This is a genomic window from Bacillus sp. OTU530 (assembly GCF_038440375.1).
In genome coordinates this window covers 35,661-50,184 of the sequence record NZ_JASATP010000025.1, presented here as the reverse complement: position 1 = coordinate 50,184, position 14,524 = coordinate 35,661, and the positions used below count along the sequence as shown (strand labels likewise).

12 protein-coding genes are annotated in these 14,524 nt (G+C 38.3%); all 12 read left to right on the top strand.

Going from position 1 to position 14,524, the window contains the following annotated elements; all coding sequences use genetic code 11:
* Positions 1–431: 431 nt before the first annotated feature.
* On the top strand, positions 432–1,274 hold the full coding sequence (locus AAHB12_RS18330) for a transketolase (RefSeq protein ID WP_342046351.1): 843 nt from the start codon (positions 432–434) through the stop codon (positions 1,272–1,274).
* Positions 1,274–2,224: a transketolase family protein gene (locus AAHB12_RS18325; RefSeq protein ID WP_342046350.1), complete on the top strand. Its 951-nt coding sequence runs from the start codon at positions 1,274–1,276 to the stop codon at positions 2,222–2,224. Before AAHB12_RS18330 ends, AAHB12_RS18325 begins: the two co-directional genes overlap by 1 nt.
* Before the next feature lie 25 nt (positions 2,225–2,249).
* Positions 2,250–3,008 (top strand): SDR family NAD(P)-dependent oxidoreductase, encoded by a 759-nt coding sequence (locus AAHB12_RS18320; RefSeq protein ID WP_129727664.1) that lies wholly within the window; start codon positions 2,250–2,252, stop codon positions 3,006–3,008.
* A gap of 198 nt (positions 3,009–3,206) precedes the next feature.
* Positions 3,207–3,920, top strand: coding sequence for a FadR/GntR family transcriptional regulator (locus AAHB12_RS18315; RefSeq protein ID WP_446715583.1), 714 nt, complete (start codon positions 3,207–3,209; stop codon positions 3,918–3,920).
* A 754-nt stretch (positions 3,921–4,674) separates the two neighbouring features.
* On the top strand, positions 4,675–6,006 hold the full coding sequence (locus AAHB12_RS18310) for an MFS transporter (RefSeq protein ID WP_342046349.1): 1,332 nt from the start codon (positions 4,675–4,677) through the stop codon (positions 6,004–6,006).
* Positions 6,007–6,398: 392 nt separating this feature from the next.
* Positions 6,399–7,310 carry a 2-hydroxy-3-oxopropionate reductase gene (garR, locus tag AAHB12_RS18305; protein ID WP_342046348.1) on the top strand — a complete coding sequence of 304 codons (912 nt, stop codon included), beginning with the start codon at positions 6,399–6,401 and terminating at the stop codon, positions 7,308–7,310.
* A 611-nt stretch (positions 7,311–7,921) separates the two neighbouring features.
* Complete coding sequence (locus tag AAHB12_RS18300) at positions 7,922–9,253, top strand: MFS transporter (RefSeq protein WP_342046347.1); 1,332 nt, start codon at positions 7,922–7,924, stop codon at positions 9,251–9,253.
* Positions 9,254–9,385: 132 nt separating this feature from the next.
* Positions 9,386–10,096: a FadR/GntR family transcriptional regulator gene (locus AAHB12_RS18295; protein ID WP_342046346.1), complete on the top strand. Its 711-nt coding sequence runs from the start codon at positions 9,386–9,388 to the stop codon at positions 10,094–10,096.
* Positions 10,097–10,549: 453 nt separating this feature from the next.
* On the top strand, positions 10,550–11,881 hold the full coding sequence (locus tag AAHB12_RS18290; protein ID WP_342046345.1) for an MFS transporter: 1,332 nt from the start codon (positions 10,550–10,552) through the stop codon (positions 11,879–11,881).
* A gap of 119 nt (positions 11,882–12,000) precedes the next feature.
* A complete protein-coding gene (gene pfkA, locus AAHB12_RS18285; protein ID WP_342046344.1) occupies positions 12,001–12,957 on the top strand; it encodes a 6-phosphofructokinase in 957 nt (318 codons plus the stop codon).
* Between the two features lie 22 nt (positions 12,958–12,979).
* Entirely contained in the window at positions 12,980–13,447 is a 468-nt protein-coding gene (gene rpiB, locus AAHB12_RS18280) for a ribose 5-phosphate isomerase B (RefSeq protein ID WP_129731239.1), read from the top strand.
* A gap of 190 nt (positions 13,448–13,637) precedes the next feature.
* Entirely contained in the window at positions 13,638–14,495 is an 858-nt protein-coding gene (locus AAHB12_RS18275) for a class II fructose-bisphosphate aldolase (protein WP_342046343.1), read from the top strand.
* Positions 14,496–14,524 lie beyond the last annotated feature (29 nt).

Genomic DNA, 14,524 nt, shown 5'->3' with positions numbered 1-14,524 from the left:
TCCTCCTTATTTTTACAAGAAATTACGTACAGTGCCAATAATAGAGAGAACAAAAACAGAATGCAACAAAAATATTTTTATCTTTCTACAGCCGATAACAATATTTTTTCCTTTGTACGATCTCTTCTAACAGTCCGAAAACAGGATTGTTTTTGTTTCTATGATGTAGAATAACTAAGGTTTCACTGTAATATCGCATTTGGATGGCATAAGCTCTTCTCCGTGATCATCCAAAAGAGAGAGCAACATCTTGAGGGGCAAGAATTGAGTTTTTTACAATTAAGAAATTGATTTCGATAAAAACTAAGTTGACAAATGCTAGATCGGTGCTATACTAAACTCATAAGGCAACTTAGTAGACAAGTAAACAACATAACAATACTAAGAAGTCTTTAACTAAAATATAAAACGGCAAGTCATAATTTAATGAGGTGACTGATATGAAAGCTACTAATATTGAAGAGTTAAAGCAAAAAGCAATTGAGCTTAGAAAGACAGCGCTTACAATGATTCACAAGGCACAATCTGGACATCCGGGAGGTTCTCTATCCGCAGCTGATGTAATGGCAGCACTTTACTTTGGAGAAATGAATATTGATCCTAATAATCCTAAATGGGAAGACCGTGACCGATTTGTTTTATCAAAAGGACATGTTTGTCCGATCCAATATGCAGCATTAGCGTTACGAGGGTATGTACCGTATGAAACGATTTACACATTAAGACAGTATGGATCTCCATTCCAAGGACATCCTGATATGAAAAAATGTCCTGGTATTGATATTTCTACAGGATCTTTAGGACAAGGACTTTCTTGCGCAGTTGGAATGGCCTTAGCAGGCAAAAGGGATGAAAAAGAATATCGAGTGTTTGCTATGGTAGGAGACGGCGAATGTCAAGAAGGTCAAATCTGGGAAGCGGCGCAAAGTGCAGTGAAATATCAATTAGACAATTTAGTTGTCTTTGTTGACGATAATGGCTTACAGATTGATGGTACAACGGAAGAAATTATGCCAAATCTAGATCTAGAAAAGAAATTTGCGGCATTTGGCTTTGAAACGAAACGAATTGATGGGCACTCTATGGAAGAGATTGTTGCAACATTAGACGATGTGAGAGAAGCAAAGAACGGAAAGCCGAAGTGTATCGTATGTAATACGGTAAAAGGCAAGGGAGTATCTTTCATGGAAGACGTAGTCAACTGGCACGGTGTTGCTCCAAATGATAAGGAGTATGCTCAGGCACTAGAAGAAGTATCCGGGGGGTTAAAATAATGAGCGTAACGGCAAACAAAGTTGTAATGAAAAAAGCTACGAGAGAAGCCTTTGGTGATGAAATTGTCGAATTGGGCAAAAAGAATAAAAATATTTATGTAGTGGATATTGATATCGGTAAGTCATGTAAGACTACAGCATTTTCACAACAATTGCCGAATCAGCATGTGAATGTTGGGATAGCGGAACAAAATGGTGCTGGCTTAGCTGCAGGACTTGCAACAACGGGTAAGATCCCTTTTGTAAGCACTTACGCAGTATTTGGTTCATTGCGAATGGCGGAACAAATTCGACAAGAAATTTGTTATCCGAACCTAAACGTAAAGATTGCTTGTTCTCATGGCGGGCTTACACCAGCGAATGACGGGGGAAGCCATCAAAGTATCGAGGATATGGGAGTATTAAGAACGATTCCAAATATGACTGTTATTATGGGTGCTGACTATCATTCTACTAGAAAATTAGTAGCACAAGCAGCAGAAATCTATGGACCAGTATACCTTCGTTTTACTCGTGATACAGTTCCATTTATCTATGATGAAAATGAAGAATTTACAATCGGAAAAGCAAAACAGGTTCAAGACGGAACAGATATCGCGATTATTGCAAATGGCGATACGGTATATCTTGCTTTAGAAGCAGCCAAGCAATTAGAACAAGAAGGAATTTCTGTAAAGCTATTAGATATGCATACGATTAAACCGCTAGATCGAGACGCTGTGGTTGAATGTTTAAACATTGGCAAAATCATTACGGTTGAAGACCACAATATTTTAAATGGTTTGGGAAGTGCAGTCTGTGAAGTAGTAGCAGAAGAAGGCAAAGGGCTTGTAAGAAGAATCGGGGTGCAAGATAAGTTTGGAGAATCTGCGCCATATGAAAAATTGTTAGAGATGAATGGAATTACGATTGAAAACATAGTTAAAACAGCGAAAGAAATGCTGAAATAAAAAGAGCAAAGGGAGAGAATAGAATATGTTTAGATTAGATAATAAAGTAGCAATTGTTACTGGCAGTGGTTCTAAAAGGGGGATTGGACGCACAATCGCGTTAACACTTGCAAAACAGGGAGCGGCAGTTGTTGTAGCTGATTTGAATATGGATGGCATTCAGGATACAGTGAATGCGATTACTGAAGCTGGTGGAAAAGCTTTAGGCGTAGAATTAAACGTAACGAGCAAAGAATCAAATGAGGCTATGGTTGAAAAAATTCTTCAGGAATATGGAAGAATTGATATCCTTGTCAATAATGCAGGGATTTCACAAAAAGTAACTGTTGAAGATATGACGCTTGAAGACATTACAAGAGTATTTAATGTAAATATGTTTGGGTTATTCCTATGCACGCAAGCTGTATTGGAAACAATGAAAAAACAAAAGTATGGCAGAATCATTAGTCTTTCTTCCGTTTCAGCGAAACGAGGAGGAGGCGTATTTGGAGGACCGCATTATTCTGCTTCAAAGGCTGCTGTATTGGGCTTCTCTAAAAACCTTGCTCGTGAGGTTGCACTTGATGGAATCACGGTAAACTGTATAGCGCCAGGACTTGTGAATACAGATATTTGGAAATCCCTTCCTGAAGAGCAGGCGAAGAACGTGATTGCAGGAATCCCTATGGGAAGACCAGGAGAAACAGAAGAAATTGCCTCGGCGATTGCATTCTTGGCTTCAGAAGAAGCATCTTATATTACAGGTGAAGAAATCGATATTAACGGTGGTTCACACATGGACTGATTTATATTGCATCTTAATATACAGGCATCCCGATTCGGTATGCCTGTATATTATTATTAAAGGGATAATGGATAAATAGAGATTTTTGTTGCCGTCTTCCCACTAAACAATGCTTCTTTTAAAGCCTTACACTTACTGTTTTTTTATGTAAATTTTTATCTTTAATTACTTGAAACATTATAAACAATATGGGGAGAAGTGATTACTATTATTAGTTTTAGCCCAGTATCTAGTAAAAAGTTGCATATACAAATATATAATCAAATTCTTTCGCAAATTCAATCGGGTTCATTTCAAGTAGGTGATAAGCTGCCAGCTGAAAGAGAATTATGCGAGCAGTTTGGTGTAAGCCGTGCGCCTATTCGCCAAGCCCTTAGCGCATTAGAATTAAATGGCATGATTTATTCCCGTCAAGGAGAAGGGGTTTTTGTGAGGAGCAATCAGATTGCATCCGATACATCCCAAGCGGCCATCTTTTTTGATTCAATATCCCCAGAGGATATCGTAGAGGTAAGGATGAATATAGAGCCTGTTATTGTAAGATTTGCCGCCCAAAGAGCTACAGATGAAGATATAGAGGATCTTCGTGCAACCATCAAACAGATGGAGGAAGAAACAAAGGCTGGTGTATATGTGCCAGAAACAGATGAGAAATTGCACTGCGGCATTGCGAGGGCTTCCCGCAATGATCTATTTATTAACATCATGGCGGCTATTAGTAATGCAATGAAACAACAGGAAATGTGGACATTTATTCGGGATCGCACCGTAACTCGACCAGATTATAGAGATGTTAACTTCAAGGAGCATCAATTACTCATTCAAGCCATTGCAAATCACGATGAACAAGAAGCAGTCGAAATCATGACGAATCATATGCAAAACTTATATGATCGGTATTGGAGAGATTAAATTATGAGGTGTTTTTTTCTCAAATATAACGTCTCTTATGATATCGGCCTTTTAAATCCTTTTTATATTATTTTTACACACGCTAAATAAGTGGCCCGCTAGTCTCTCACGAGTGATTGGATTAGGGGGCCCTATTCCGCTTTCTAAGGGTGCTATAAACTTTTTATCACTGTAAGAAAGTATAAATTTCTAGCTGGAAGACCATTCGACGTAGCGAGAAATTTTAGGAATACAGTATAGAGGTATCTTTCTGTAATCTCTTTAAAGAATGCTGTTAAACGGTCTCTAGTTATAAGTTTAATAGAAGAAGGTACAAGTATACAGTGTAAGTGCAAACACGCCTCTATCTTCGTCTAACGGCTTACCAGTCGGTGAATTTCCGATACTAAGCTGTGACAGCAGTTTAAGAATCAAGAGTTTTCGATAAGATTTAGAATAATTCTATAATCGTGTTGACAAACAAAACTAGCAAAGATATACTTAAATTGTAAGGTAACTTAGTATACAAGTTAACAAGAATACAAAAATAAAGGGAGGGTAAATAGAAAGATTGTAGGAGTTCAAAAAGAGGTGGCTATGACAATGAAAGTCATTAAGGATCTTATTGGTAGAACTCATCTTTTATTTAACCGAAATACTTAGAATTTTTTGTAAGCGTTTAATGTAAGCGTTTAACGAAAGAAGTTACCTTCAACCTTAATGAAATAAAGGCTTGGAAAAAGAAAGGCATGCTAGTGCATAAGGAGGAGTTATTTTGAATCAACTCGCGTTAGAACGTTCCACAACGAGAAAAGTTACGTTACGATTAATTCCGTTTTTATTTCTATGTTTTGTAATCGCTATACTAGATAGGGTAAATATTGGCTTTGCAGCTCTGCAAATGAACGAAGATTTGGGTTTCTCTAATGCCGTTTTTGGGTTTGGAGCAGGGATCTTCTTCCTTGGCTACTTCCTGTTAGAAGTACCTGGAAGTGCTATGATGACGAAAATTGGTGCAAGAAAATGGATTAGTAGAATCATGGTTACATGGGCTCTTATTGCTGTTGCAATGGCCTTCGTAAAAACCCCTATGCAATTTTATACAGCGCGATTTTTGTTAGGGGTTGCCGAAGCTAGTTTTTACCCATGTATGGTCGCTTATTTAAGCGGTTTTTATCAAACGAAACATCATGCGAAAGCGATTGCAGGATTTATGTTAGCGATACCAGGTGCGAATGCATTAGGTGCTCCACTCTCCACTTTCTTGCTAAGTGTTCACTGGTTGGGTATGGAAGGTTGGCAATGGTTGTTTGTTTTGGAAGCGATTCCATCCCTTATCTTGGGCGTTGTATGTTATTTTTATCTTGATGACACGATTGAAGCTGTAAAATGGTTGAACAAGGATGAGAAACAATGGTTAATTGATGTTACAACAAAAGAAGCCCTTGAAAAACAACAAGTAAAACACTATACATTTGCGCAGGCTTTAAAGGATCGTGATGTTCTCATACTATCTGCAGGATATTTCTGCTGGATGGTAGGGTATTACGGAATTAACATGTTTTTACCAACCATTTCGAAAGGCTTATCTGAGACAACAGGTCTTAGTATGCAAAGCATGGGCTGGATTTTAGGACTTATGTATATGTGCGCGATGGTGGCAATGTTTCTAGTTGGGAACCATTCCGACAAGAAGAATGAAAGACGCTGGCATGTGGCGGTATGTTTAACAGTAAGTGCGATTGCTATGATGATTAGCAGCTATGTGGCAAGTACAAGCATTGTATTATCGTTTGTATTTCTAACTATCGCTTTATGCGGAGCATTTGGTGCATACTCTCCATTTTGGGCAATTCCGCCTTCTTTCTTAACAGGAGCTGCCGCTGGCGGTGCGATTGCACTCATTAACAGTATTGGAAATCTTGGGGGATTCTTTGGACCATACATTGTAGGGTACATTAAGGATATAACAGGATCCTTTACGACTAGTATGATTTTCATGGGAAGCAGCATGATCTTAGGTTCTTTCATTATTCTTGTCTTAGTCAAACAATCAGGAAAGGCCCTAAGTCAGGATAGCGAAAAAAAACTAGAAAAATCTAGCTAATCCAAAAAGTAATCTTAAATAAGATTCCAGTGGCTACGTTTATCTAGCTGCTGGAATTTCCTTATCAACCATTAAAACCTTTAATGGTTTTGGTGCAAATATGATTTCTTAGCGATATAGAGACTCCAATGACACTATTCCAATTCATGTATGTATTAATTCGATCTCGCTTTGGATAGCTTTATCCCTTGTTCAGCATATGAATCGCTTCGTATAGAAACACAGCTCATAATAGAGATCCAGCTAGCTACTAAAATATATTAGTAGACAAGTTGATAAGCTTGTCAAAAATATTAAAAGAGTTCATTGATCAGTTTGACATAATATATTTAGCTGAATAGCAGTGACTATCGATTTTCTAGGACAGAGAATTGTGCTGGGAGGAAAGAATAATGACAAGAAAAATTGGATTTATAGGATTAGGTATTATGGGAAGACCGATGGCTTTAAATCTTATTAAGGCTGGATATACGCTTTTGGTAAATGATTTGGATCAACAAGCAGTGAGAATTTTAGTGGAAGCTGGTGCAACTGCAAAACATACGGCGAAGGAAGTAGCTGAAAATTGTGAGATGATTATCACAATGCTTCCTGCATCAACACATGTACAACAAGTTGTTCTAGGTGAAAAGGGAGTTTTAGCAGGTGCGAAAAAGGGATCAATCATTGTCGATATGAGCTCTATCACAGCTACTGTCTCAAAGCAACTTGCAGAAGAGGCAGCCAAAAAAGATGTTGATTTTTTAGATGCCCCTGTTAGTGGTGGGGAAATTGGAGCAATTAACAGTTCATTAGCGATTATGGTTGGCGGTAAGAAAGAAGTATTTGAAAAAGTTAGTCCTATTCTATACGTGTTAGGGCAACATGTTACATTAGTTGGAGACGTTGGCTGTGGAGTTACAGCTAAATTAGCAAACCAGATTATTGTGAATCTTAATATCGCTGCAATGTCCGAAGCTCTTATTTTGGCTGCAAAAGCTGGAATTGATATTGAGAAAATGTTTCAAGCGATAAGAGGAGGATTTGCTGGAAGTGCTGTACTTGAAGAGAAGCTTCCTAAGATTATGAATAGAAACTTTGTCCCTGGTGGTACGATAGCCATCAATATGAAGGATATTACAAATGTAATGAATACAGCACATGAAATTGATGTTCCACTTCCATTAACAAGTCAGCTTTTAGAAATATTTCATGCACTTAAGGCAGATGGCAAATTACAGGACGACCATGGAGGCATTATCCAATACTATGAAAAAATAGCTAACATAGAAGTTAAGCCTTCCCAAGTCCCTGTAAATAATTAATAAAAACAAGATAGTATTTTGTTGCCACACATTCTGAAATTTGAAAGAATACATATATTCTTATATAAAAAAATTCCCCATCTAAAATGGAGGCCACTGAAAAAGTGTGTGATTTCGGTAAATAAAGAAACTTTTATCAATATACAGAAAATAAAAACAAGCTAATCCTCTACATATAGTAGGTGGTCAGCTTGTTTTTCTCTTTAAGTGGACTTTTTCAGTGCCCTCTCTAAAATGAAGGGGAATTTTTTTCTTTTTCACACTGTAGGAAAGGATAAATTTCCAGATAGAAGTCCTTCAACATAGTCGGAGATTTTAGGGATACAGTTATTGACAAACAATACTAGTAAAGTTATACTCACATTTAAAGTATACTTAGTATACAAGATGTAAGGTGTACAATGGCAGGAAGAGGATTGATAGAACACTTGTAATTATTAAAAATGGATAACATAAGAGGGAAATGTATTGAGGGCTTAATTAACATGAATTTTTCATATTACAGAATGAAAGTATTTTTGAAAGCGCTTCATATAAGGGTTTACCTTTAAGCTCGAGAAAATGAAGCTTTGAAAAAGGACAGCCATGGAAACGCATAAGGGGGAAGTATTTTGGATCAACTTGCATTAGAACGTTCCACAACGAGAAAAGTTACGTTACGATTAATTCCGTTTTTATTTTTATGTTTTATAATTGCCATACTAGATCGGGTGAATATTGGATTTGCTGCTCTGCAAATGAACGAAGACCTAGGTTTCTCTAATGCTGTTTTTGGACTTGGGGCAGGGATCTTCTTCTTAGGTTATTTCCTGTTAGAAGTACCTGGAAGTGCTATGATGATAAAAGTTGGCGCAAGAAAATGGATTAGTAGAATCATGGTTACATGGGCTCTCCTTGCTGTGGGCATGGCTTTCGTACAAACCCCCCTGCAATTTTATACAGCGCGATTTCTGTTAGGGGTTGCGGAAGCGAGTTTCTATCCGTGTATGGTATTTTACTTAAGTGGTTTTTATCAAACAAAACATCATGCGAAAGCAATCGCAGGATTCATGCTGGCAATACCAGGTGCGAATGCGTTAGGTGCTCCCCTCTCTACTTTTTTACTCGGTATCGATTGGTTCGATATAGCTGGCTGGCAATGGCTGTTTATTCTAGAATCGATTCCGGCGATGATCTTAGGGATCATCTGTTTTTTCTATCTTGATGACAAGATTGAAGATGTAGAATGGTTGAACAAAGATGAGAAACAATGGTTAATTGATGTGATAACAAAAGAAAACCTTGAAAAACAGCAAGTAAAACACTACACGTTCGCTCAGGCTTTAAAGGATCGTGATGTGCTCATCTTATCTGCAGGATACTTCTGCTGGATGGTTGGTTATTACGGAATCAACATGTTTTTACCAACGATTTCGCAAGGCTTATCCGAGAAAACAGGTCTTAGTATGCAAAACATGGGCTGGATTTTAGGGCTTATGTACGTGTGCGCGATGGTAGCAATGATTCTAGTTGGAAATCATTCCGACAAGAAGAACGAAAGACGCTGGCATGTCGCGGTATGTTTAACAGTAAGTGCGATTGCCATGATGATTAGCAGCTATGTGGCAAGTACAAGCATTGTATTATCATTTGTATTTCTAACGATTGCTTTATGCGGAGCATTTGGGGCATACTCTCCGTTTTGGGCAATTCCGCCTTCTTTCTTAACGGGAGCCGCTGCTGGCGGTGCAATTGCACTCATTAATAGTGTCGGAAATCTTGGCGGATTCTTCGGACCGTATGTTGTCGGATATATTAAGGATGCGACAGGATCGTTTACGATTAGTATGGTTTTCATGGGAATTAGCATGATTATAGGCGCCTGTATCATTCTTTTCTTGGTAAAACAGTCAGGAAAGGCTCTAAATCGGAATACCCAAGAAGAACTACAGAAAACTAATTAAGAAAGACGATTATTTCTGTTCAACACTGCTAGATTCCTTCAGCCTCTTAGATTGATTGCCCTTTTAAATAAATTTCTATATAATTATTTACATCTAATTACGTAAAGCATAACGAATACAATATAGGGAGAAGTGATTGTCATTAGCTTTAATCCAGTATCTAGTAAGAAATTATATATGCAAATTTATAATCAAATTCTTTCGCAAATCCAATCGGGTGCATTTCAAATAGGGGATAAGCTGCCAGCTGAAAGAGAGCTATGCGAACAGTTTGGTGTAAGCCGCGCCCCTATTCGCCAGGCTCTTAGCGCATTAGAATTGAATGGTATTATTTACTCTCGTCAGGGTGAGGGTGTTTATGTGAAAAGCAATCAGCTCGCATCCGATCAGTCCCAAGCAGCCATCTTTTTTGATTCTATATCTCCAGAGGATATTGTAGAAGTAAGGATGGATATAGAGCCTATTATTGTAAAATTTGCAGCGCAAAGAGCTACAGATGAAGATATAGAGGAGCTTCGTGCCACCATCAAACAGATGGAGGAAGAAACGAAGGCCGGTGTATATGTGCCAGAAACAGATGAAAAATTGCACTGCGGCATTGCGAAGGCTTCCCACAATGATCTCTTTATTAACATCATGGCGGCTATTAGTAATGCAATGAAGCAACAGGAAATGTGGAAGTTTATTCGGGATCGCACCGTAACTCGACCAGATTATCGAGATGTGAATTTCAAGGAACATCAATTAATAATTGAAGCGATTGCAGATCACAATGAACAAGAAGCAGTCGAAATCATGACGAAACATATGCAAAACTTATATGATCGATATTGGAGAGATTGATCTAAGAAAATTGCAGGGCATGAAATAAGATAAAATAAATATACTTCTACACAAAAAAATCCCCATCCTAAAGAAGGAGGGGATTTTTTTTGAGGCTATGCCGCAGTACCAGTTTAAGAGTCATGAATGTTTCATAAGATTTGTATTAAGTGCAGAATCGTATTGACAAACAATACTAGTAAAGTTATACTCATGTTGTAAGTTACCTTAGTAGACAAGTAGATAAGAATGTAAGATGAAAAGAGGGTGTATAGAAAGTTTTCAATTGTTTAAAAAATAGCGACTATAAGAGAGAGTTATGAAAGGCTTAATTGATATGAGGTATCTTTCGTTTTGTGAAAGGACTCAGCATAAAAGTGTTTTTGAAAGCGTTTAATGTAAGGGATTACCTTTAAACCCGATGAAATGAAGGGTTGAAAAAAGAAAGGTATGAAAGTGTTAGGAGGAATTATTTTGGATCAATTCGCTTTAGAACGTTCAGCTACGAGAAAAGTTACGTTACGATTAATTCCATTTTTATTTCTATGTTTTATCATCGCTATACTAGATCGGGTGAATATTGGCTTTGCTGCTTTGCAAATGAACGAAGATTTGGGTTTTTCGAATGCTGTTTTTGGACTTGGGGCAGGGATCTTCTTCTTAGGTTATTTCCTGTTAGAAGTACCTGGAAGTGCCATGATGACAAAAGTTGGCGCGAGAAAATGGATTAGTAGAATCATGGTTACATGGGCTCTCCTTGCTGTGGGCATGGCTTTCGTACAAACCCCCCTGCAATTTTATACAGCGCGATTTCTGTTAGGGGTTGCGGAAGCGAGTTTCTATCCGTGTATGGTATTTTACTTAAGTGGTTTTTATCAAACAAAACATCATGCGAAAGCAATCGCAGGATTCATGCTGGCAATACCAGGTGCGAATGCGTTAGGTGCTCCCCTCTCTACTTTTTTACTCGGTATCCATTGGTTCGATATAGCTGGCTGGCAATGGCTGTTTATTTTGGAAGCGATTCCGGCAATGATCTTAGGGATCATCTGTTTTTTCTATCTTGATGACAAGATTGAAGATGTAGAATGGTTGAACAAAGATGAGAAACAATGGTTAATTGATGTGATAACAAAAGAAAACCTTGAAAAACAGCAAGTAAAACACTACACGTTCGCTCAGGCTTTAAAGGATCGTGATGTGCTCATCTTATCTGCAGGATACTTCTGCTGGATGGTTGGTTATTACGGAATCAACATGTTTTTACCAACGATTTCGCAAGGATTATCCCAGAAAACAGGTCTTAGTATGCAGAACATGGGCTGGATTTTAGGGCTTATGTACGTGTGTGCGATGGTAGCAATGATTCTAGTTGGAAATCATTCCGACAAGAAGAACGAAAGACGCTGGCATGTCGCGGTATGTTTAACAGTAAGTGCGATTGCCATGATGATTAGCAGCTATGTGGCAAGTACAAGCATTGTATTATCATTTGTATTTCTAACGATTGCTTTATGCGGAGCATTTGGGGCATATTCTCCATTTTGGGCGATTCCGCCTTCTTTCTTAACAGGAGCCGCCGCCGGCGGTGCGATTGCACTCATTAATAGTGTCGGAAATCTTGGTGGATTCTTCGGACCGTATGTTGTCGGATATATTAAGGATGCGACAGGATCGTTTACGATTAGTATGGTTTTCATGGGGATTAGCATGATTATAGGTGCTTGTATCATTCTTTTCTTGGTAAAACAGTCAGGAAAAGCTCTAAATCGGAATGTCGAAGAAGAACTACAGAAAATTAGCTAAGAAGGACAAAGACGATTTGTACATGATGCAATTACAGTTCCAGCGGCTACGTTTATCTAACTGCTGGAACTTCTTCATAAACTATTAAAATTCTTAATTATGTAAGAGGTGTAGGGCTGATGAATAAACTAGGGATCTTAACAAGTGGTGGAGATGCCCCGGGAATGAATGCCGCTATCAGGGCTGTAGTAAAAGCAGCAAATTACTATCATCTAGAGGTAATGGGCATACAGTGTGGATACCAAGGTTTAATTGACGGTAAAATTCATCCCTTAACTTCTTCAGAGGTAGAGGATATTGCAGAAAGAGGCGGCACGATCTTAAAAACGTCTAGATCCTTAGAATTTATGGAAGAAACGGGAAGAAAAAAGGCTCTTCAAGTTTTACAAAAATTTGGTATACATTCTTTAGTTGTAATAGGTGGGGAAGGGTCCTTACAAGGAGCCGAAAGATTACATGAACTAGGTGTGAAAGTAGTTGGTATACCTGGAACGATTGATAATGATTTGGCTTATACAGATTATTCCATTGGATTTGATACGACGTTAAATACAGTTTTGGATTGTATTGGTAAAATTAAGGATACTGATTTTTCCCATGATAAAACAACTATTGTCGAAGTGATGGGAAGATATTGTGGTGACTTGGCCTTATATTCAGCCTTAGCAGGTGGAGGAGAAATCATATCTACTCCAGAGAGAAAGTTAGATTTTGCTACTATATGTTCAAAGCTGCATGCAAGAATAAGTAACGGAAAACATGATAACCTCATCATCGTGACCGAAAGAATGTATGATCTGCAGCAATTACAACAATACATTGAAGAAAAGTTGAATCTTAGTGTAAGAACTACAGTGTTAGGTTTTATCCAAAGAGGAGGACACCCATCAGCATTTGACCGGGTATTAGCAAGTAAGCTGGGCATTACGGCAGTCGAATTGCTGGTAAATGGATATTCCGGCCGGGCTGTTGGCATGAAAGAGAATAAAGTGATCCATGAAGAACTTGAAAATGTTAATGCCAAAAGAACCGATAAGCAGGATCAATATAGATTATTAGAAACACTTTTACACTAGAAATACATGAGGAGGAAGAAACATGAAAGTGGCGATTGCATCTGATCATGGGGGTATGAACATTCGTAAGGAAATCATCTCATTAATGGAGGAGATGAATATAGAGTATGTAGATTTAGGATGTGAGTGTGATACCTCTGTTGATTATCCGGATTATGCCCTTCCAGTCGCTGAAAAGGTAGCAAACGGTGAGGTGAATCGAGGGATTTTAATCTGCGGGACAGGCATTGGGATGAGCATTGCAGCCAATAAAGTGAAAGGCATTCGTTGTGCGCTTGTGCATGATACGTTTAGTGCTAAGGCAACGAGAGAACATAATAATACAAACGTATTAGCTATGGGAGAGCGTGTGATTGGTCCGGGATTAGCCCGTGATATCGCAAAAATATGGCTAACAACACCTTTTGAAGGCGGCAGACATGAAAATCGTGTCAATAAAATAACAGTATATGAATCGACTAATGAACTAGTAAAACGATTAATGTGTTGAACTATGATTGATCCCTTGCAGGGGAACTGAACAGCAATTGGTGAAATCATTAACTTGATCACAAACGAGAAGGTAATGAGATAGATAACCTATGAGAGTTCGTATGTAAATTGTATGTAGATGATTCATTTACATATAGACTCTTATAGGAAATAAAAGTTAGGGTCTATTTATTAAGGAGGATGTTCAGATGGCTTTAGTTTCAATGAAAGAAATGTTAAAGAAGGCTTTAGTAGAAGGGTATGCGGTTGGTCAGTTCAACATCAATAACTTGGAATGGACACAAGCGATTTTATCCGCAGCCGAAGAGGAGAAATCGCCAGTAATTCTCGGTGTTTCGGAGGGTGCTGCCCGCTATATGGGTGGTTTTAAGGTAGTAACAGCTATGGCGGAAGCTCTTATTGAGGAAATGAATATCACTGTTCCTGTAGCTATCCATTTGGACCACGGTTCTAGTTTTGAAAAATGTAGAGCAGCCATTGACGCTGGTTTTACATCGGTGATGATTGATGCTTCTCACCATCCATTTGAAGAAAATGTGGAAACGACTAAAAAGGTAGTGAAATACGCCCATGAACGTGGTGTATCTGTTGAAGCGGAGCTAGGTACTGTTGGCGGACAAGAAGATGATGTAGTTGCAGAGGGAGTTATCTACGCAGATCCAAAGGAATGTGAGCTGTTAGTAGCGCGTACTGGTATTGATTGTCTTGCGCCTGCGTTAGGTTCTGTTCATGGCCCTTACAAAGGGGAGCCAAATTTAGGCTTCACGGAAATGGAACAAATTTGTAAAGCAACTGGTTTACCTTTAGTTTTACACGGTGGCACAGGTATTCCAACCAATCAAATTCAAAAATCTATCTCATTAGGAACGGCAAAAATTAATGTAAATACAGAGAATCAAATTGCGTTTACGAAAGCTGCACGAGCGATATTAAATACAGATTCAGAAGTATACGATCCACGTAAATTTATCGGTCCAGGTCGTGATGCAATTAAGGAAACAGTCATTGGAAAAATGCGTGAATTTGGTTCTTCAAACAAAGCGTAACTGATTCTGATGAGAAAAAGTCCATAGTA

Excerpts from the sequence above, each read along its gene's own strand:
- AAHB12_RS18275 (WP_342046343.1), top strand. The coding sequence starts at position 13,638 with ATGGCTTTAGTTTCAATGAAAGAAATGTTAAAGAAGGCTTTAGTAGAA.
- AAHB12_RS18320 (WP_129727664.1), top strand. The coding sequence starts at position 2,250 with ATGTTTAGATTAGATAATAAAGTAGCAATTGTTACTGGCAGTGGTTCT.
- garR (WP_342046348.1), top strand. The coding sequence starts at position 6,399 with ATGACAAGAAAAATTGGATTTATAGGATTAGGTATTATGGGAAGACCG.
- rpiB (WP_129731239.1), top strand. The coding sequence starts at position 12,980 with ATGAAAGTGGCGATTGCATCTGATCATGGGGGTATGAACATTCGTAAG.
- AAHB12_RS18325 (WP_342046350.1), top strand. The coding sequence starts at position 1,274 with ATGAGCGTAACGGCAAACAAAGTTGTAATGAAAAAAGCTACGAGAGAA.
- pfkA (WP_342046344.1), top strand. The coding sequence starts at position 12,001 with ATGAATAAACTAGGGATCTTAACAAGTGGTGGAGATGCCCCGGGAATG.